Origin of the sequence: Pedobacter sp. UYP30, assembly GCF_040547165.1 — a bacterium.
GTDB lineage: Bacteria > Bacteroidota > Bacteroidia > Sphingobacteriales > Sphingobacteriaceae > Pedobacter.
The window spans coordinates 76,878-97,005 of record NZ_JBEPPD010000009.1 but is presented as its reverse complement, the minus strand read 5'-3'; the positions used below and the strand labels follow the sequence as shown (position 1 = coordinate 97,005).

General features: G+C 38.2%; 17 protein-coding genes and 1 tRNA gene. 8 read left to right on the top strand and 10 right to left on the bottom strand.

Annotated elements, in window-relative coordinates:
• Window positions 1-21 precede the first annotated feature (21 nt).
• Window positions 22-1,848: a tetratricopeptide repeat protein gene (locus tag ABIB40_RS11810; RefSeq protein WP_354359277.1), complete on the bottom strand. Its 1,827-nt coding sequence runs from the start codon at window positions 1,846-1,848 to the stop codon at window positions 22-24.
• A 232-nt stretch (window positions 1,849-2,080) separates the two neighbouring features.
• Here ABIB40_RS11810 and ABIB40_RS11805 point away from each other — a divergent pair, with 232 nt between their 5' ends.
• The 3 genes from ABIB40_RS11805 to ABIB40_RS11795 all read left to right on the top strand — a co-directional run bounded on the left by ABIB40_RS11805 (window position 2,081) and on the right by ABIB40_RS11795 (window position 6,403).
• Window positions 2,081-3,961 (top strand): S9 family peptidase, encoded by a 1,881-nt coding sequence (locus ABIB40_RS11805; protein WP_354359275.1) that lies wholly within the window; start codon window positions 2,081-2,083, stop codon window positions 3,959-3,961.
• A gap of 2 nt (window positions 3,962-3,963) precedes the next feature.
• On the top strand, window positions 3,964-5,637 hold the full coding sequence (locus ABIB40_RS11800; protein WP_354359273.1) for a sensor histidine kinase: 1,674 nt from the start codon (window positions 3,964-3,966) through the stop codon (window positions 5,635-5,637).
• Between the two features lie 73 nt (window positions 5,638-5,710).
• The gene (locus tag ABIB40_RS11795; protein ID WP_354359271.1) at window positions 5,711-6,403 is read left to right on the top strand and encodes a response regulator transcription factor; all 693 of its coding nucleotides are present in this window, start codon (window positions 5,711-5,713) and stop codon (window positions 6,401-6,403) included.
• A 348-nt stretch (window positions 6,404-6,751) separates the two neighbouring features.
• Here the strand turns inward: ABIB40_RS11795 and ABIB40_RS11790 are convergent, their stop codons facing one another.
• The 3 genes from ABIB40_RS11790 to ABIB40_RS11780 form a co-directional block, all read right to left on the bottom strand.
• The gene (locus ABIB40_RS11790) at window positions 6,752-8,017 is read right to left on the bottom strand and encodes a metallophosphoesterase (RefSeq protein ID WP_354359269.1); all 1,266 of its coding nucleotides are present in this window, start codon (window positions 8,015-8,017) and stop codon (window positions 6,752-6,754) included.
• A gap of 70 nt (window positions 8,018-8,087) precedes the next feature.
• On the bottom strand, window positions 8,088-9,575 hold the full coding sequence (locus tag ABIB40_RS11785) for a sigma 54-interacting transcriptional regulator (protein WP_354359267.1): 1,488 nt from the start codon (window positions 9,573-9,575) through the stop codon (window positions 8,088-8,090).
• Window positions 9,576-9,689: 114 nt separating this feature from the next.
• A complete protein-coding gene (locus ABIB40_RS11780) occupies window positions 9,690-10,787 on the bottom strand; it encodes a vWA domain-containing protein (protein ID WP_354359265.1) in 1,098 nt (365 codons plus the stop codon).
• A gap of 198 nt (window positions 10,788-10,985) precedes the next feature.
• Between ABIB40_RS11780 and ABIB40_RS11775 the strand changes: the two genes are divergently transcribed.
• The 3 genes from ABIB40_RS11775 to ABIB40_RS11765 are packed head-to-tail and all read left to right on the top strand — an operon-like array spanning window position 10,986 to window position 12,427.
• Window positions 10,986-11,516 (top strand): hypothetical protein, encoded by a 531-nt coding sequence (locus tag ABIB40_RS11775; protein ID WP_354359263.1) that lies wholly within the window; start codon window positions 10,986-10,988, stop codon window positions 11,514-11,516.
• The gene (locus ABIB40_RS11770) at window positions 11,517-12,197 is read left to right on the top strand and encodes a lycopene cyclase domain-containing protein (RefSeq protein WP_354359261.1); all 681 of its coding nucleotides are present in this window, start codon (window positions 11,517-11,519) and stop codon (window positions 12,195-12,197) included.
• The gene (locus ABIB40_RS11765; protein WP_354359259.1) at window positions 12,197-12,427 is read left to right on the top strand and encodes a cytochrome b5 domain-containing protein; all 231 of its coding nucleotides are present in this window, start codon (window positions 12,197-12,199) and stop codon (window positions 12,425-12,427) included. The genes ABIB40_RS11770 and ABIB40_RS11765 overlap by 1 nt, the downstream gene beginning before the upstream one ends.
• 39 nt (window positions 12,428-12,466) lie before the next feature.
• On the opposite strand, the gene ABIB40_RS11760 is transcribed toward ABIB40_RS11765, so the two are convergent.
• On the bottom strand, window positions 12,467-13,387 hold the full coding sequence (locus ABIB40_RS11760; RefSeq protein ID WP_354359257.1) for a PfkB family carbohydrate kinase: 921 nt from the start codon (window positions 13,385-13,387) through the stop codon (window positions 12,467-12,469).
• A gap of 278 nt (window positions 13,388-13,665) precedes the next feature.
• On the opposite strand from ABIB40_RS11760, the gene ABIB40_RS11755 reads away from it, so the two are divergent.
• Both ABIB40_RS11755 and ABIB40_RS11750 read left to right on the top strand, forming a co-directional pair.
• Window positions 13,666-13,742 (top strand) — tRNA-Asn (locus ABIB40_RS11755).
• A 21-nt stretch (window positions 13,743-13,763) separates the two neighbouring features.
• A complete protein-coding gene (locus ABIB40_RS11750) occupies window positions 13,764-14,168 on the top strand; it encodes a GIY-YIG nuclease family protein (RefSeq protein WP_354359255.1) in 405 nt (134 codons plus the stop codon).
• A gap of 207 nt (window positions 14,169-14,375) precedes the next feature.
• Here the strand turns inward: ABIB40_RS11750 and ABIB40_RS11745 are convergent, their stop codons facing one another.
• From ABIB40_RS11745 to ABIB40_RS11725, 5 genes are read right to left on the bottom strand one after another with little or no spacing between them, the layout of a single operon-like run.
• Window positions 14,376-14,741 (bottom strand): response regulator, encoded by a 366-nt coding sequence (locus ABIB40_RS11745; RefSeq protein ID WP_354359253.1) that lies wholly within the window; start codon window positions 14,739-14,741, stop codon window positions 14,376-14,378.
• A 26-nt stretch (window positions 14,742-14,767) separates the two neighbouring features.
• Complete coding sequence (locus ABIB40_RS11740) at window positions 14,768-15,352, bottom strand: chemotaxis protein CheB (protein ID WP_354359251.1); 585 nt, start codon at window positions 15,350-15,352, stop codon at window positions 14,768-14,770.
• Entirely contained in the window at window positions 15,337-16,158 is an 822-nt protein-coding gene (locus ABIB40_RS11735; protein ID WP_354359249.1) for a CheR family methyltransferase, read from the bottom strand. Before ABIB40_RS11735 ends, ABIB40_RS11740 begins: the two co-directional genes overlap by 16 nt.
• On the bottom strand, window positions 16,159-16,530 hold the full coding sequence (locus ABIB40_RS11730) for a response regulator (RefSeq protein WP_354359248.1): 372 nt from the start codon (window positions 16,528-16,530) through the stop codon (window positions 16,159-16,161).
• A gap of 6 nt (window positions 16,531-16,536) precedes the next feature.
• Window positions 16,537-20,127, bottom strand: coding sequence for a response regulator (locus ABIB40_RS11725; RefSeq protein WP_354359246.1), 3,591 nt, complete (start codon window positions 20,125-20,127; stop codon window positions 16,537-16,539).
• Window position 20,128: the final 1 nt, after the last annotated feature.

Here is a 20,128-nt window from a genome sequence, read left to right as displayed (position 1 = left end):
ATTCTTTTGCAGTTTTTCTAGCTAAACGCCATCGTTACCTCTTAGCGCCCTAAAACGTTTTCGGGCATCGCCTACAAACATGCTACCAGAATAATCTGTAATCAATTTTTCGAAATACGTTTTTGCCTTTTCTTTATCGTGTAGCTTGGTCTCATACAAATCGCCGAGCATAAACAAGGCATCATCGGTAAAGATTCCATCTTTGTATAGAGTTGCCAAACTTATTAAAGTTTCTGCCGCCCGGGAATAATCAGCTTTGCTGATGTAAATTTTAGCTTTGCTCATCAGTACAGCATCTGCCAAACTGTTTTGCGGATAAACAACGTTAATGCTATCTAGTTTTTGGATGGCTGCTTGAGTTTTTTTTCTAAAAGTTAGCATTTCTGCATCGGCGTACATCTTTAGGGCGCTGCTGTCTTTAGGATCTTGATTGTTATCTGTAATTAGTAGGCTTAAATTTAACGCATCATTGGCAATAAGTTGCGAAGTTGCCGCTTTAAGCACTTGGCATTGTGATAGCGCATAGGCAAAATTTCTTTGATAGAAAGAAAGCTCTGCACTTTTAAAACTTGCCTCGTTTGCAATTTGCTGACCTTCAAACTGTTTTGCAACCTGCTCATAAACCAAAAAAGCATCCCAAGGCTGGTTGGTTAAAATGTAAATATCTCCCAATGATAGTTTTAGCTGGCCAATAACCATTTCTGGCAACCCAGGTATTTTTAAAGTTTCTTCTAAAATTACCTGTGCTTTCTTTGGATTGTTTAAATAATAAGCGTTTAGCTGCGCAAGTTTTTGAGCGGCAAAAAGCGTATTTTTATTCTTGCCATATTTGGTTAACAGGTCTTCATATTCTTGGGCCAGCTTTCCTACATCTTCAGCTGGTTTTATGCCTTCTAGCAATAAATTATATTTGGTGTTTAACAGTTCTACTTTGGCAGGAAGAAAATAAGGATTATCTTCGCCTTTTGCCACCAAATATTCGTAGCCTTTAATCGCGCTATCGAAAGCACGGTTGCTGGCAAAAACTTGCAAGGTGCTAAACAAAGTAGCACCATCATCTTTTGTTCGTTTATCAAAAGCAATTAACTGCCTAAGTGCCATGTCATATTGCTGCATCTGGATGTAATTCCAGGTTAAAAGTTTTATATAAACGGTTGCATCTGGTTGCTTTTGGATTTTTTTTAATATGCCTGTTTGAAAATTTACATAATCTGCGTTATCGTCAAAAGTATTGGAAAGCACGGTTTCTGCCTGCGGCAAAAGTTCTGGCATGGTTGCTAATACATCCAAATAGGTTTGCATAAGCATAGGCTTATCTTTTCTAAAACGATACAGGTTTATTAACTCAAATGTGAAAGCATTTGAATCGTTTAACAGCACTCTGCCGCGTTTAAAGGTTTCTACAGCTTCGTCATAATTCCCGTATTGATAAAAAGAATTGGCCAAAATCCGCACCTTAAATTCGTCTTTCGGCAATTGATTAATGAGTTTTGAAAAAATCTTATCGGCATTTTTTTCATCGCCTTTTTCTTGGTAAATTTTACCCTGCGCAATTACATAATCGTCGTTTGTTGGGTCTTCCTTAATGCCTTTTTTTATGAGCACCTCTGCCTGACTATATTTTTTTAATTTAAGCAGGGTGTTGAAATAAATGTTGAAATAAAGGTTGTTGTTCGGCTTTTCGAATAATTTCTCGAAAATGGCAGCTGCTTTTTCAAATTCCCCATCTCTATAATATTGTATGGCCAAACCGCTGTTGCTATCTGAAATTTGAGGCCGTTGACCGAGAACCTGAGCAGAAACAACCGTTGTAAAAAAGCAAAAGAATACAAAAAAATATTTCGACATACACCAACGCAATAGTGCTCTAAATATAGGCATAAAGAACTAACGAAAATTTCCCTGTGGTCTTACTCAGAAAAAAGATAAAGGTTATAGCTCTTGGTTATAAAAATGTTACTTCAAATAGTGCATATTTGGTTAGTTAAAATGCTACATTGAGTCCCTAATATCATGTTAAACTTTTTTTATAGATTAGGTTGCTAGAAGAACAAAATAGTTTTTTGTATAATAGGCGTTTATGTTAAAAGGACTAGGTATAATAGTTTTATCGGTATTGCTTTTCTGTTGCAAGAGTAAAATCACTGTGAAGCGCATACCTGTGGATAATTTTTTTAAGTCGAGAGACAAGGCGTATTATCGCGTATCTCCAGATGGAAAAAGCTTGTCGTACTTGCAATTAAAAGACAATAACTCTGCACTTTTTGTAGAAAATCTTGCTACAGGCCAAAAGAAACAGCTTACCAATTTAACCGACAAAGACATTAGTTTTTATTTTTGGACAAGCAGTAACGAATTGATTTTTTATGCCGAGGAGAACGGAAAAGATAGAAAATCTGATTTGTTCTTGATAAATAAGAACGGCGGAAAACTGTTTTTGTTAAATGCGAGCAAAAAATCTAGCCTTCGGGTAATAGAAGATCAATTGATAGACAACAAATACATTGTGGTACTTTCTAACAAAAGAGACTCTACGGTTTTTGATGTTTACCGGTTAAATGTGCGCGACGGAAAAATGCAAATGGCGGCAAAAAATCCTGGCAATATTACCCGTTGGATGACCGATAACAAAGGCATTTTAAGAATGGCCATTGCCAGCGATGGTGTAAACGAAACGCTGCTGTTTCGAGAAAACGAACGTCAACCTTTTAAATCGGTGGCAACCAACAATTTCAACAGCAACTTAATGCCTATCGCATTTTCAGAAAAGCAACCGAATGTTATCTACGCAATCTCTAACGTAAACCGAGATAAGAATGCGTTGGTAACGTTAAATCTATCTACCGGGAAAGAAGATAGCGTGCTTTTTGCAAACGACAGTTTAGACGTAATTAACGCAAAATATTCGCAAAAAAAAGGGAAAATCTTGTTTGTAACCTGCGAAACTTGGCGAAAGGAAAAGTTCTATCTTGATGATAGTACCCACTTGGCAAATGCAAAAATAGATAAGCTTTTGCCCGGCACTGAGTGGAGGATTATAGATAAAGATGACGATGACCGTGTTTTTATAATTAGGACATTTACCGATAGAAACCCGGGCTCTTATTACCTCTATACATCTAGCGATAACAACCTAAAAAAACTTGCCGATATTAATCCATCTATCAAGGAGGAAAATATGAGTGCAATGAAGCCCATCAGTTTTAAGGCTGCCGATGGGTTGACGATACATGGCTACCTTACATTACCAAAAAAAGAAAGAGTTACCAATTTACCAGTTGTGGTGCTGCCGCACGATGGACCGAGGGGCAGAAGTAGTTGGGGCTACAATGCCGAGGTACAGTTTTTGGCCAATCGCGGCTATGCAGTTTTACAGATTAACTACAGAGGTTCTTCTGGGTATGGAAAAGCATTCTATTCTGCAGGTTTTAAAGAATGGAATGGAAAGATACAAAGCGATGTTAACGACGGCGTTAAGTGGTTAATTACGCAAAAAATTGCTAACCCAAATCGTATTGCCATTTACGGTAATGGCCTTGGCGGCTATTTGGCACTAAATTGCTTATATAAAAACCCAAAACTGTACCGTTGCGGAGGGTCTAACTCTGGGGTAATTAATTTATTTAGCTATTTAAAATCTATTCCGCCATACTTTAAATCGTATCTTCAAATGTATTACGAAGTTATTGGCAACCCCATTACAGATTCAGACAACTTGCGGATGGCATCACCTGTTTTCCATGCAGATGAATTTGAAAGACCTGTATTTATTGCCCAAAACCCCAACGATCCAGAGGTAAATGTGGCAGAAGGCATACAGTTTATCAAAGAGCTTAAAAAACGAGACGTGCCTGTAACCTATGTAGAAAAAGAAGATGGGCAAAACCCAATTGTTAAACAGAAAGCCAGAACCGAATTGTACAAATCTTTAGAGGTATTTCTAAATGAAAACTTAAAATAGCAATGGCCGAAAAAGGGAAAAACGGATACCGGAACAGCTTAAGACTGGGTATTATTTTCTTTGTCTTAATTTCTATAGCTTTTATTGTTTCGTTGTTTTTGGCTCTTAAATACAGCAAAAAATCTATTGAGAATGATTTCGCCTCAGAAAAGATAAATGTGCTCGAAGAAAGCCTAAAACCTTACAACGATTTTTTTCAGAATAAGCTACCAGAAATTTCTTACTATAACGGTTTTCTAGACTCTGCAACTGCAGCAAAATTTGTAGGTGGCGTGCTAAAGAAATATCCTTTTGTTTCTAAAGTGGTTTTTTACGATACAGAAGTAAAAAACACACCGGTAAAAGATGGAATGAATGTAGAAAAACTTTCCATTGGACCAAAATCCATTTATCAGTTTTATAAAAATGTTAAGGCAGATTCTATTAAATTGTTTTCGCTGGATAATACTCGGAGGTTTAAAATAGGCGATGATTTTAACCTTATGGCGTATAAACTGGTCACTTTTGTAGATCAATTAGATACCTCGTTAGTGCCCAGCCAAGAAGATCTATTCACCAATTTTTCACTCATATCTCCAAACGACGCGCGTATCACCTACCTAAACATTCCGAGGTTAGAAGACCTTAAGGTTTACAAGAAGATGATCAGGAAAAAACTGAACCCATCTCCAATCTACCAACAAGATATGATGGTATTTCAGCTAGACCCCTATTTGCTCAACATAATCAATACTCGGAAAAAACTATATGAAACCGTAAAAGTTGTTCCTATTACCTACGACCCGATAAGCAATTTAGAAACCAACATCAATACAGAGATTGCTTTGCCAGGTGCTTTCTCTAATTTTAAGCTTTATTTCACGTCCTCCAAGTCCCATATCAAAAACGATGTTTTAATTTACTTCTTGCCTATAGCCATTGTGCTGCTGCTTATTTATGGAGTACTGCTACTTGTTGCGTTTTTAATTTATAGAAACTTGCACATAAACAGTAAAATATTCGAGCTGCAGTATGATTTTGTCAACAACTTAACGCACGAGTTTAAAACACCAGTTAGTGTAATAAAAATCGCAGGCAACAATATTAAGAGCGGTTCTTCGCTTACTCCTTCGGAGCTTAGCCATTATGGAAAAATTTTAGACGAAGAGGCAGATAAATTAAACGGCCTAATTAACAAGTTATTGGCTTTTACACAAGTAGAAAATCGATCTATTAGGCTTAATAAAGACGAGGTTAACATACAAGATTTTATAGAAGATACCATAGAGGCGCATCAGCTAAAACATGCCGATTTTGAAATTGAGTATGAAGTTGTTGGTTTTAAAACCTTTATTACAGATCCTGTGTTACTAGGCAGCCTCTTCGATAATTTGGTAGAAAACGCATACAAATATTCTAAGCCCGGGCAAAAAAAACTGCACATTAGCGCCGTTTTAGAAAAAGGTTTGTTAATATTTTATTTTAGAGACAGAGGAATAGGTATCCCGCGAAGCGAACTACAAAACGTGTTCAAAAAATTTTTTAGGGTGCATAATGAATACAACCAAACCGGAAGTGTTGGGCTTGGATTAGCGTTTTGCAAAGAATTGGCAAATTTTATGCAAGGCGATATAACAGTTGAAAGCAAACTGGGCGTTGGTACAGAGTTTAAGATTATGCTGCCATATACCCGCTAATTTATTAGCATAATTCTAAGTAAATTAGAAAACAGTACTGGAGTTTACAAAAAGATCTACAAAGCAAATAACAATGACAAAAGAAGTTAAAGTACTAATTGTTGAAGACGATGAAAATTTAAGGTTTTTAATTTCACATCGTTTAAAAACAGAAGGTTACCTAGTTTTAGAAGCAAAAGATGGTGAAGAAGGAGAGCGCATTATTTTAGAAGAACAACCAGACATTGTGTTGTTAGATTGGATGTTGCCCGGTAAGCAGGGCGCCCAAGTTTGTGAAAGCGTTAGAAGCAAAGGTTTCGAAAATTTAATTATTATGCTTACCGCAAAAGCCCAAGATGTAGATAAAATTGATGCATTTAATTTTGGCGCCTCTGATTATTTAACCAAACCATTTAGCATGGGCGTTTTGGTGGCGATGTTAGATAGTAAGGTAAAGTTTGTAGTAAACAAAGATGTAACCGAAATTCATCGCTTTGGGAATATGGAGCATCATCCAAACATCCACTCTTTGGTTAAAAATGGCAAGAAGATAGAGTTGACCATTTTGGAAAACAGGATTCTGCTTTATTTTTTACGTAATGCAGGTAAAGTGGTTAGCAGAGATGAGTTGATGTTGGCGGTTTGGGGTTACAACTCTGACGTAAATACCAGAACGTTAGACATGCACATTGTTAGGCTTAGAAAAAAGATAGAACACAACCCCGATAGTCCGCATTTATTGCAAACCGTGCGTGGCGTTGGTTATAAATTTGATGCGGGTTCTTAGAGAAGGCTGAGGTTGAGACCAAGGCTGAAAGACTAAAGCGAAGAAAGGTTGAAGGCCGGAAGGTAGAAGGCGTAAATTACCCAAACCGGTCGTATACGAGGCATTGCCTTTACCGACTTCTTCGGTAAAGCAATCTCTTTAAAGTTAGAATAGAGCGCCTATACCGTAACTCAAAGCATTTCTTGTTTGGCATCTTGCTAGCGCTCCAGATTGCAGCGGCATCCTTTTTTTGGTTTTTCACCAAAGAAAGATACAGCGGAAAGCTGGTAAAAGCGCCCAAATAATTACGATGTTAGTATTGCGCCCACCGCAATTGTTCTTGCTAAATTTAAGTCGGCTTTTTGTAGTTTAAGCCCGCTTTAAGGTAAAAATTGTTATTTCTGGTACAATCCCTACCCTGCCCGGATAACCAAGAAAACCATAACCTACGTTTACGTATAGCTGTTGGTGCTTCTCTTTATACAGCCCAGCCCATTCTTTGTAAATATACTGGATTGGGCTCCATTGAATTTCTTTAAACCGCAGACCAAACTGCATGCCGTGGGTATGTCCGCTAAACATGGCATCTATTTGCGGGTATTGAGGTAAAATTTGTGCGCGCCAGTGAGACGGATCATGACTTAACAACAACTTAACCGGCAAATCGTCGGTGTTTTTAACCGTTGGTTCCATCCTTCCATATTTCGGAAAACGGCCCATTCCCCAATTCTCTACGCCTAAAATGCCAATTTCTTCCCCATTTACCTTTAGCCGTCTGTTTTCGTTCCGCAGCAATTCATAGCCCATTTGCTTGTGCACGGTAACCATATCTTGCAGGTTTTTTACCTTTGCGGGAGAAGATTGAGCTCCGTAATAATAATCGCCATAATCGTGGTTGCCCAAACTAGAAAAAACACCCAACGGAGCTTTTACTTTTGAAAACATTTCTTGATAATCGCGCACTTCCTTTGTTAAGTTATTTACCAAATCTCCCGTAAAGAAAATGAAATCGGGTTTTTCTTTCATCAGCATTTCTATGCCGCCTCTCACCGCTGTTTTGTTATAAAAGCTGCCTGAGTGTATGTCTGATATTTGACCCAATGTAATCCCATCAAAAGCAGCCGGCAGGTTTGGCAACACAAGGTCTACTCTTCTGATTGTATAATCATAAGCGCCAGAAATAACCCCCCAACTTAGGGATGTAAGAGGCACAGCCGCGGTAATTAACCCAGCCTTTCCCAAAAACGATGAGCGCGATATAGGCTCTGCAATTGCCGATGGTGATTTGATTTCCGATTCCTCTTGAACGCTTTTTTTACTAAGGCGTCTCTGTAATTTTATCCATCCTCTCCTAATGTCATCAACAACGAGAAAAGGCAACATAACAAACTTACAAGCAACCGTTAAAAAGAACGCAACCAGAACAATTGCCCTGAGCGTTAAAAATAAATTAAGGTAAATACCACAAAATACACCGATAATTAGCAGCGCACTATACAGCCAATATGCGATGGAAAAAATAGTTTTGGTAAGTGGTTTCCATTTTTTGAAAACGGATATAATGGCGGTAAAAAAGTAAAAATCGAAAGCGGTTATAAAAATACAAGCAGCTATGATAAGGGGTAATCGGCCCATGTTAATGTTTTTCGTTGGACAAAGATGGGCAGAATTTTGTTTCAGCCCATTAAAAAAGTATCGTTATAAGTTATCTAAAATCGTCCTCGTCTTCTTCGCTATTGAATTCTGCATTAAATAAACTTCCAAACATATCGCTAAAGCCGAAACCACCACTTACATAATTCTTATTTAATTGAGAGTATTCTGCCAATCCGTGCAATACAAATTCCATTAAAAGCAACGTTTGGTTTTCGCTCAACTTTGGATGAAACTTCTTTACCAAATCATATAAATGAGGCACTTCCATCAAAGCCTTTTTGTATTGTGTGTTGGTCAGCGAATCCGTCAGATCTAGGCTGTTGCCTTCTGTAAACCATTCTGTAATTTCGTTGTATGGGTTGGCGGTTTTGCTTTTCTTAGCCTTCTCGGGATCTGGGAAAAAGCGTGTAAACATGCTCTTAATCGATTTGCCTATTAAGATAGAGGCCACGTGTGCGGGTCCTTCCAGCTCACCTTCATACACCAATTCTATTTTCCCGGTTATGGCAGGGATAATCCCTGCTAAGTCTGCCATTCGAACGAAAGTGCTTTTTTCTCCTGCAATAAGCATTCTTCGCTCTGCGGTACTGATCAAATTTTCATAAGCAGAAATAGTCAACCGTGCAGAAACTCCAGATTTTTGGTCGATAAATTCGCTCTTTCTCGCTTCGAAAGCAATTTGTTCTATCAAATCTTTTATCAATCCATCTGCCTCTATTTTGGCTTTTTGATCGGCAGATAATCTAGCCTCCTGAAAAGTAATTTTTCTAGAAATTTCTACACTTTTTGGGTAATGGGTAAGAATTTGGCTCTCAATCCGGTCTTTAAGCGGGGTTACTATACTTCCACGATTGGTATAATCTTCTGGATTTGCGGTAAAAACAAATTGTATATCTAGCGGCAAACGCAATTTAAACCCACGAATTTGAATGTCTTTTTCTTGCAGCATATTAAAGAGCGCCACTTGGATTCTGGCTTGCAAGTCGGGCAGTTCGTTAATTACAAAAATGCCTCTGTGTGCCCTCGGTATCAACCCAAAATGAATAACCCGTTCGTCGTTATAGGTAAGTTTTAATGTGGCGGCTTTGATCGGGTCTACATCGCCAATTAAATCTGCAACGGTAACATCTGGCGTGGCCAACTTTTCTGTGTAGCGCTCGCTGCGGTGCAACCAAGCAATTTCTGTATCATCACCTTTGGTAGCTATTTCATTTTTTGCAAACCAAGAAATTGGATTCAAAGGATCATCAAAAATTTCGCTACCAACAATATATGGCACATATTCATCTAACAAGTTAACCATTAATCTTGCAATACGCGTTTTTGCTTGTCCGCGTAAACCCAGAAGCAAGATGTTATGCCGAGATAAAATAGCAGTTTGCAGCTCGGGAATAACGGTTTCGTCATACCCAATAATGCCTTGAAATTCTGCTTTTTTATCTTTTAAAACGCTAATCAAATTTTCTCTAAGCTCTTCTTTTACCGATCTAGTCTGGTAGCCAGTACTTTTTAATTGGCCTAATGTGGTGTTTTGCATGTGTGTTTTAGGAGTAAGGAATAAGGAACAAAGATTAAAGATGCGTTGTGTTAGTAACTATGCACAACCTGTTTAAGGCGTTTTATCTTTGTTCCTTGCTCTTTGTTCTTTTATCTATTTAACTGTTCTTCTTCTATTTTTTATGTAATCCTCAAATATATATTCTCCCAAACCTGTTAACGAGCTGTAAAATGCTCGGCCGCCATTAATCTCGGTAAACTGCCTTACAAATTGCTGTAGATATGGGTCTTTAGCAATCATAAATGTGGTGATTGGAATTTTTAACCTTTTGCATTGAGCAGCCATGTTTAAGGTTTTGTTAATTACCTTTCTATCTAAACCCATGCTATTTTTATAATACTTGCCACCCTCTTTTAAACAAGTAGGCTTGCCATCGGTAATCATAAAAATTTGTTTGTTATGGGTTTTTCTCCTTCGTAATAAATCTGTAGCCAACTCTAAACCAGCATAAGTATTTGTGTGGTACGGTCCAACCTGCAAATAAGGCAGGTCTTTTACAGAAATCGGCCAAGCATCGTTGCCAAAAACAACAATGTCTAGGGTATCTTTCGGGTATTTGGTTTTTATCAGCTCTGCTAAAGCCATTGCTACCTTTTTGGCTGGAGTAATCCTATCTTCGCCATACAAAATCATAGAGTGAGAAATATCAATCATCAATACGGTAGAAGTTAGCGTTTTAAAATCCTTTTCCTCTACCTCTAAATCCCGTTCTGTAAGCGTAAAATTACCAATGCCATGGTTAATTTGGGCGTTGTGGATAGAAGCAGTCATGTCTATCTGATCCAAGCTATCGCCAAAATTATATTCTCTTCTATCGGCATTCTTTTCTTCGCCAATACCACTTTGATTGCTGTTGTGATTGCCTCTACCACTTTTTTTAAGTTTCCCGAAAATTTCTTCGAGTGCAGATCTTCTAATGGTTTGCTCGGTTTTGGCGGTAATTTTTATTTGGCCAGTCTTATTGTCCTCACTCAAATAGCCCTTATCTTTCAAATCGTCTATAAAATTACCTATCCCATAATCGTTATTGGTAATTTTATACTGTTTATCTAACTCATTTAACCAGCTTAAAGCTTCGCCTGCATCGCCAGCGGTATAATTAAGCAGCTCGCTGAACAATTTAAGCAGTTCGTCGAAACCTCCTTTCGGGGCGTTACTGGGTACATAATCTGAAAAATGAAAACCTCTCATGTGTTGTATTAACGGATAATCGAAGGTAAAAGTTTCATAGTGAATTAGTTTAAGCAGGGTGTCATTTTTAACTTTCTAAAATCATATAAAACGCAACGTTGAAAAAAGACGAATCCAAACAGAGTTGCGTTGCTAACCCAAGAAAGTTAGTTTCACATACGGAAGCAATTTAGATTGTTTCTTTATATTTGCGCTAACATGCGAAAGATAATATTGTCCGCTTTTCTTTTCCTTTTAGTCTGTAACGGAGCATCGGCACAGCTATCTGATAAGCAAATTGAGCAAGTAAAGATTGATTTGGTAAGGGCAGTAGAAAGCGGCAAAATCACCGATTCGTTGTATGATAGATTGAATGGGCTGAAGCTTAAAACACCCTTAATTGTTGCCTATGTTGGCGCCTTACAAGCTTTGAAAGCCAAACACGCATGGAATCCTTACAACAAAGTTACCAATGTCAGTCGCTCGTTAAAAACCTTGGCAAAGGCTGTTAAAATGGACAAGAACAATCTAGAGATTAGGTTTATTCGTTTTTCTATAGAATACAATACGCCAGCTTTTTTAGGTTTTGGAAAAAATTTAGAGGGAGACAGAAAAGAAATATTAAAGCACTATCAAAACGAAAACTTTAAATCGGCAAGTGACAAACTGATTAAAAACATAGCCGTGTTTATGATTGAGAGCAAGCGCTGTACAGCTGACGAAGTTAACATTTTAAAGAAATTTATCTAGATGAACTTTACTTATCTGCTTATCAATTTGGGGGTTATTTTTTTTCCACTCGTACTTTCGTTCGATAAGAAAGTGCATTTTGTTAGCAAATGGAAATTTGTACTGCCCGCCATCTTAATTACCGGAGTTGTCTTTTTAATCTGGGATTTACTTTTTGTGAAACTGAATGTTTGGTCTTTTAATCCAGGTTACATCATCGGAATTAAATTTTTTGGGCTTCCGCTAGAAGAGATTATGTTTTTTTTAACGGTTCCTTACGCCTGCATCTTTATTTATCAATGTTTAAATACTTATTTTCCGGCAAATCATCTTCAAAAATACAGCTTGGCTCTGAGCAATTTACTACTTGGCTTATGCATTGCTTTTTTATTTTTTGGATACAACCGTTGGTACACCGTTATTAATTTCGGCTTCTTATTGCTGGTGTTGGGGTACGTAGAATATTTAAATCATAAATTTAGATTTATGTATAAATTCTATAGGGCGTACTTAATTGCACTCATCCCTTTTTACGTGGTTAACGGATTTTTAACAGCCATCCCAGTTGTAATTTACAACAACGCAGAAAATACTGGGATTAGGCTTGGAAGCATTCCTTTCGAAGACCATTTTTATTTAATGGGGCTATTGCTGATGAACATTTACCTGTACGAAGTTTTTAAAAGCCGAGCCAAAAATTAATGGATTTGCAACGCTATACCCTGCAACAATTGGCTTTAAGAAACGGACAAGACAAACCACAAATTTGGGTGGCTTACCAAGGGCTAATTTATGATGTTACCAAAAGCAGGCTGTGGCGAGATGGAAACCATTACGAACATTGGGCAGGCCAAGATTTAACTGATGAGCTGGCAGATGCCCCACACACCCAAGAAGTTTTTGAAAAATTTAAGGTGATTGGAAAACTTTAGTGCAAACATCGGGGAAATTAAAATCTCCCCGATGCTCTTTTACAGCGCTATATCGAAAGCGCTTAACCTAACAAACTGAGCAATTCTTCCCGAAATTTCTTCGTCGGTCAAATTTATTAGTCTTTCTGCTCCAAATTTTTCCACGCAGAAAGATGCAAGGGCAGAGCCATAAATAATGGCATTTTTCATACTTGTAAAATCTATCGTTTCAACTTTTGCCATATAACCGATAAATCCACCTGCAAAAGTGTCTCCTGCACCGGTTGGGTCAAATACTTCGGCCAATGGCAACGCAGGTGCAGAAAACACCTCGTCTCCGCTAAAGAGCAGCGCACCGTGTTCGCCTTTTTTAATAATGAGATATTTTGGACCCATGGCAAGGATTTTCTTTGCCGCCTTTACCAAAGAATATTCTCCAGACAACTGTCTCGCTTCCTCATCGTTGATGGTTAATACATCTACCATTTTAATGGTTTCCAGCAAATCATCCATCATAATGTCCATCCAAAAATTCATGGTATCCATTACAATTAGCTTTGGCCTTTTCTTTAAGCGCTTAATTACAGTTTGTTGCACCTGCGGAGTAAGGTTTCCCAATAAAAGGTATTCGCAATCTTGGTAGCTCTCTGGAATAATTGGATCAAAGTTTTCCAAAACGTTCAGTTCGGTAACCAAAGTATCTCGGCTATTCATGTCATTTCGGTATTTTCCGCTCCAGAAAAAAGACTTTTCGCCTTCTTTTATCTGCAATCCCTCGGTATCGATTCCGTGCTTTGTAAATGTTTCTATATCACTTTGCGGAAAATCATCGCCCACTACGGCAACGATTTTGGTGCTTTTATTGAGGTAAGAAGCAGCTAAACTAGCGTAAGTAGCCGCCCCACCCACAATTTTATCTGTTTTTCCAAAAGGGGTTTCAATCGCATCGAACGCCACACTACCAATGATTATCAAGCTCATATATAAGTTACTAAAAATATTTAAAAAAATTTCTTCGCAAATATTGCATAAATAATTTAAAAGCCCTAATATTGCATTCCCAAAAACAAGGACATAACACGCAGCTTTTGCTTTACTGATTATGGTTTTTGGGAAAGATTATCTGCAGAAATGTTGGTAACACTTAAACACTCCTTCTTAGCTCAGCTGGTTAGAGTCCCGCACGTGCGGGATTAATCAGAGGAATAAAAGGAAGTTCAAAGGATTTTGAGCTTATAATTGATTGAAAATATAAACACTCCTTCTTAGCTCAGCTGGTTAGAGCATCTGACTGTTAATCAGAGGGTCGCTGGTTCGAGCCCAGCAGAGGGAGCCAATATCAAGATAAAGCCTTACCATGCCCGGTAAGGCTTTCTTGGTTTTAAGAAACAGCCTTACCATGCCCGGCAATCCCGCACGTGCGGGATTGCTTTTAAAAGCATTCTATATGTACTACCTATATATTTTGTATTCAGTTTCTTCTGCCTTGTATTATGTGGGGCACACAAACAACCCAGTTAGGCGTTTAACGGAGCATAACAACTCAGAGATGTCGACTTACACCTCGAAACACCGCCCATGGATATTAAAAGCAGTTTTTTCATGTGGTGAGAGAGAAGCCGAAGCGATAAGAATTGAAAGATTTATCAAGAAGCAAAAAAGCCAGAAGCTATTAGAAAGGATTATCGCAGCGGAACCTTTGACAGGGATTTTAGCTCAGCTGGTTAGGGTCCCGACCAGTCGAGATCAATTTCCTGCATAGGCGGGGCTTTCAGCAACGGGGCGCTGGTGAGTAAGATCCCGCTCGTGCGGGAAGCCCAGCAGAGGGAGCCAATATCAAGAAAAAGCCTTACCAAGCCCGGAAAGTGCCGACAAGTTGGGATTGTCTGCCCCATTCTTATGTTTTATCTTTAAACGCTCTAGCTTAGATGAGTTTTGCTTAACTTTTATACAGCTCACCGCCTACTAGCTAAATCAAATGAGTTTTTACGATTTCTTCTAAATCTGTAATATCAAAAGGTTTTGCCAGATAACTGTCTGCGCCAGCTTGATTGGCCAGCTTTTCGATATCGGTATTGGCAGAAAAGTAAATTACAGGAATATTCTTTAAAGTTGGGTTGTTTTTTAAGGTTTGGGTTGCGGTAATGCCGCCTAAATCTGGCAACCAGTTATCCATAAAAATAAGGTTGGGCATAAAAGAACCAACCTGCTCTTCTATATTTCTTGCATTTTCTGATGTCTTAATTTCGTAACCGGCTTCTTCTAAAATGTATGTACAGATTTCTAAAATATCTTTATCATCATCAAAAACCAAGACTCTTTTTTTAGTTTCCATACGTTATCTTTTCAAGCTTGAAGAAATTATCTATTTAATAGGTTTATGTAATCAGCCATTTTATCTGCATCTATAACTAAGCTCTGGTTTACAGTGCTTATAGCAATTTCTGGCATATAGGGCATAATGGCGGTATCTGGGTTTTGTATAACCACGGTCCCACCTAGTTTGCCCACTCTTTTTAATCCTTCCGTTCCATCAGCGTTAGATCCAGAAAGTAAAATGCCGACCAATTTTTCTTTATATACTTCTGCTGCCGATTGAAAAGCAACATCGATAGATGGGCGTGAATAATTTACTTTTTCAGAATAGTCTAATGAAAAACTTTTATCTTCTTCTATCAATACATGGTAGTTTGCTGGGGCAAGATAAATGATGCCCCCTTTTAAAAAATTTTTTTCTTCTACTTCTTTAACTGAGAGCAAAGTGCGGCTTTGCAAAAGCTCTACCAGCATAGATTCGCTTCCAGGTTTTCTGTGCACAACAATAAGGATTGGGAAATCGATATCGGCTTTTAACAGTGGCAGCACTTCAAGTAGTACATTTAAACTGCCGGCAGAGCCGCCAATAACCATAGCTTTACAACTTGTTGTATCTACAGTTTGCGCCATATTTTTTCTTTACTAATCCTATTATAATGCTTTCTCTTCTCCCAAAAATCTAAACTCTCTTTACTTCCCAAAGCAAGATACCCTAATTTTTCCAAACTATTATCGAACAAATTAAACACTTTGTGCTGAAGTTCTTTATCAAAATAAATAAGTACATTTCTACAGAGAATAAGTTGAAACTCGTTAAAAGAATAATCTGAAACCAAGTTGTGTGTAGAAAAAATCATTTTTTCGCCCAAGGTCTGATCAAATTTTGCGAGCGAATAGTTTGCTGTATAATAGCTAGAAAAATCTCGCTGTCCGCCGGCTTCGCGGTAGTTCTCTGAATAAGATTTGATGTATTTAAGCGGGAAAATGGCCGCTTTCGCGCTTTCTAGCACTGCGGGATTTATATCTGTTGCGTAAATGATAGATTTTTTGAGCAGATTTAATTCATTTAAAACAATGGCAAGCGAATAAGCTTCTTCGCCGGTAGAGCAGCCTGCCACCCAAATTCTAATAAAAGGATAGGTACCAAGAGTGGGCAACACCTCTTCTCTTAGCAATTTGTAGAAAGCAGGATCCCGAAACATTTCGGTAACATTTACCGTTATTTCCTCTAAAAACCTCTTAAAATACCCTTTATCAGATCTAATCGTGTATCTAAATTCTGCAAAACTTACAAAATTATCTAAAGAATAAAGCCGAGCTATTCTTCGTTTTATAGATGCATGAGAGTATCCAGAGAAATCATATCCATAATTTTCCAATACATCATTTAATAATGTTTTTACATGTTCATTATCAATGGCATCTTCTACAATCACTTAACCTAAATATTTTTTAATTTCTATCAATAGATTATCTACGTTAACGGGTTTAGACAAATAGCCAGAAGCGCCCGCTAGCAGACACCGTTCTCTATCGCCAACCATAGCCTGCGCGGTTACGGCAATAACAGGTAAATCTTGCATATCTGCACTTCGCTTCATAAATGCAATGGCCTCATAACCATCCATTTCTGGCATCATCATATCCATTAACACTAATTTTACTGATGGATTTTGCGCAATGCAAGAGAAACCTTCCCTCGCACTCAAAGCAGAAACACATAAAAAACCCTTTGCTTGAAGAACAGCTTTTAGGGCAAAAATGTTTCTGGGGTCATCATCTATTATCAGAATGAGTTTGTTGGGCATACTTGTTTAAGAATGTTTAATATTTGGACGATTTTCGTATAACCAAACCCTTAAAAGGGAACTGAGTTGGTCCATATCTACAGGTTTGCTAATGTAGTCTGAAGCGCCTGCAGCAATGCATTTTTCTCTATCGCCCATCATGGCTTTTGCGGTTACGGCCAAAATGGGTAAGTTTTTATACATTAGATTTTCTCTTATTTTCTTGGTGGTTTCGTATCCGTCCATTTCTGGCATCATCATATCCATTAATACCACATCTACTTTTCCAACATTTTCTTCTAATAGCTTAAGCGCCTCTTTCCCGTCAATTGCGGTAAGTACATGCATTTTATGTTGTTCGAGCATTTTAGAGAGAGAAAAAATATTCCTCACATCGTCATCCGCAATCAAAACTGTTTTACCCGTCAAAACATCTTGCAATTCTCCAAATCTCTTAGACTTAACTACTTTGTCGTTGCCTCTTTCTTCTACAAGGTGCAGAAAAAGACCAGCCTCATCTAATATGCGTTGGTAAGAATGGGCGGTTTTAACAACAATGGAGTCTGCATACTGCTTTATCCTTTTCTCTTCTCCCTTTGATAAATTCTTGCCCGTAAATATAATGATTGGCAAATTCTCTAACCCAGGATTTTTTTTGATTACCTCCAACATTTCATAAGCGAGCCTATCTGGCACGCCCATGTCTAAAATAACGCAATTAACATCGGGTTTACCCAGCGCTTTAACACTTTCTTGCACATCTTTAACCAACTCAGTCTGAATGTTAAAGTTGCTCAAATAATAGCTTAGTGCTTTTGCATGTTGTTCGTTTTCCTCTACAATCAATACCTTTTTGGCTGCTCCACTTAATGCATTTTCTAACTTGCTAAAAATTTCTTGCATGTGCTCAAAGGCAAAGGGCTTATTAATAAATTCTACGGCACCTTTTAGCAAACTTTCTCTTCTTACATGTAAAGAAGACATAATGTGCACCGGTATCGGGCGTGTTTTTGGATCGGCTTTCAACTCTTCCATAACTTGCCATCCATCTTTTATAGGCAGCTGAATATCTAAGAGAATTGCCTTTGGCAAAAAGGTTTGGGCGAGTTCTATTCCTACATCGCCACGAACGGCAACCAAACCTTTGTAATTTTTATCTCGAGCAAATTTTAATAGGGTTTTTGCAAAAGCAGTATCGTCTTCAACAATTAGAATAACCTTATCATCTGTTGTAATGGTGTCTCTATCATCATCTACGTCTTGTGGAATTGTGCTTATGGTTAAATGTTTTACCGTTGGCTCGGCAACCTCTTTCTTTATTTCTTCTGTTGCTACTTTTTTGTTATCCAAAACAACATGGTCGGCTAATGGGAGGATTAAGCTAAAGTTACTTCCGTTATTCTCTTCGCTACTCAATTCAATGTAGCCACCTAAAAGTCTTGCAAGTTCTCTGCTTATAGAAAGTCCGAGCCCAGTGCCGCCAAACCTTCTCCTTGTAGAGCCATCTGCTTGTTGGAAAGCTTCGAAAATTAAGCCCTGCTTCTCTTCAGGAATGCCCAATCCTGTATCGGATACGGTAAATACCATGGCATTTAACTCGTGGTTTTTTTCTAGTTTAAGTTTTACAGAACCCTTCGACGTGAACTTAATTGCGTTAGATAGTAGATTTTTCAAAATCTGTTCTAACCGCATTCTGTCGCTGTTAAACATTTTCGGAACGTCTGGTCCGGTTTCTATCAAGAATTCTAATTTCTTTTCGGTGGCTACTGGCTTAAACAAAGCGCGCATCGTGGTAACAATTTCTGCTATTGCGATATCTGCTTTTTCTAGCTCCATTTTGCCTGCTTCTATTTTCGACAGATCTAAAATCTCATCTATTAAACTTAACAGCCCCTGACCGGAACTTTGGATTACAGAGGCAAACTCTTGATGTTCCTTATCCATCTGTTCACTTTCAGACATTAGTCTGGACAACAAAAGGATAGAATTTAATGGCGTGCGCAACTCGTGCGACATGTTTGCCATAAACTCAGATTTATACTTGGTACTTACCTCTAATGCCTCTGCTTTATGTTGAATTTCTATATTGCGCTCATTAATCATTTCATTTCTTTCTTCCAAAAGACTTGAGCGTTCTTCTAATTCTTGATTGGCCTGCAACAATTCCTCTTGCTGCACTTTCAACTCCTCTTCTGATGCCTGAAGTTTTTGCGTTTGAGCCTCCAATTCGGCATTCATTCCTTCTAGCTCGCCATGCTGCACTTGCAACTCTTCCGCTTGCGCTTGGGTTTCCTCTAGCAGAGACTGTAAATGTTGCCTGTTTTGAGCGCCAATAAGTGCGGTGCCAACATCAGACATTACAGATTTTAAAAGCTCTACCTCCATGCTAGTGAAAGAGCCTGTGGTTCCAAGCTGGATGCCGCCCACCGAAATTTCATTTCTTATAATCGGAACAACAATAATTTCTGCGGGTCTAATTGCTCCTGTAGAGTAGCTGATGGTAAACTCATTCTGTGGAACATCTTTTACCAAAATTACCTCGCCTGTTTTTACCGCCTGACCAACTAAACCCTCTCCAATTTCTAAGGTTTCTGGAAGTTTTTTAGACAAAGCGGCATATTGCCCTTTTAAATGCAACAAGCCGTCTCCTTTAAAAACATACAAAACACCAATTTGAGCGTTTGTATAGGTAGCCAAAAAATGAATAATATCTTCTGCTAGGTCGAAAACATTTTTTTCTCCAACCATTCTCACATTTAACCCTGCCACTCCAGCCTGCATCCATTCCTTTTCTGTTAGGGTATTAAAAGAAAGTTTAAGTGCTTTAGCCATCTTATTTAGAGAACCAGAAAGCTCGCCAATATCATCTTGGGTTCGGCTGTCCAAACTCATCTCATAATCTCCTTTTGATATTTGGTAGGCGATGTCTTTAATGGCAATTAGGCGATTCTCCATTTCTGACTTTTGACCTTCAATTTCTCCAAGTAACCTAACTCTATCGTCAAAATCAACCGATACCCTACGATAAAAAAACAATGTAATGATGATCGCTAAAAGCGAAGCGATAACAATTAGGATCGGGGTGTAGGTTGTTAGCTTATTTAACTCTAAAGTCCTTACGTCTAACAGGCGTCTCTCTTCTGCGCTCATTTTGGCCACTAACTGCCTGCCCTCATCCATGTATTCTTTCCCTTGTAAAAGGGTGGCTTCGTCTATCTTTTTTCCGGCAGCCTTTAAATCAATAGCTATTTTAAGAACATCTAATCGCTTATTAAAAACAGATTTAATTGCCCCGACGTAATTGCGCTGAACGGGGTTTTCTTTGGTGTCGTGCGCAACTTTAGCTAAAATTAAATTTATGCTGTCTCTGGCTCCAATGTAGGGTTGTAAAAATACTTTGTTTCCATTTAGAAGGTAACCACGTTGTGCAGTTTCTGCATCTATCATTTTGGCGAGCGAGTGCTGAATATCCAATATCACTTCATCGCTATGCTTTACCAGATCGGTACTTTTGATCAGATTGCTGATGCTGATGTACGAAGCCAAAGAACTTATAAAAAGAATGATTAAGGAAAGCCCAAGCCCTAAGCGCAGATTATTTTTTAAAGTTGTTTTCATT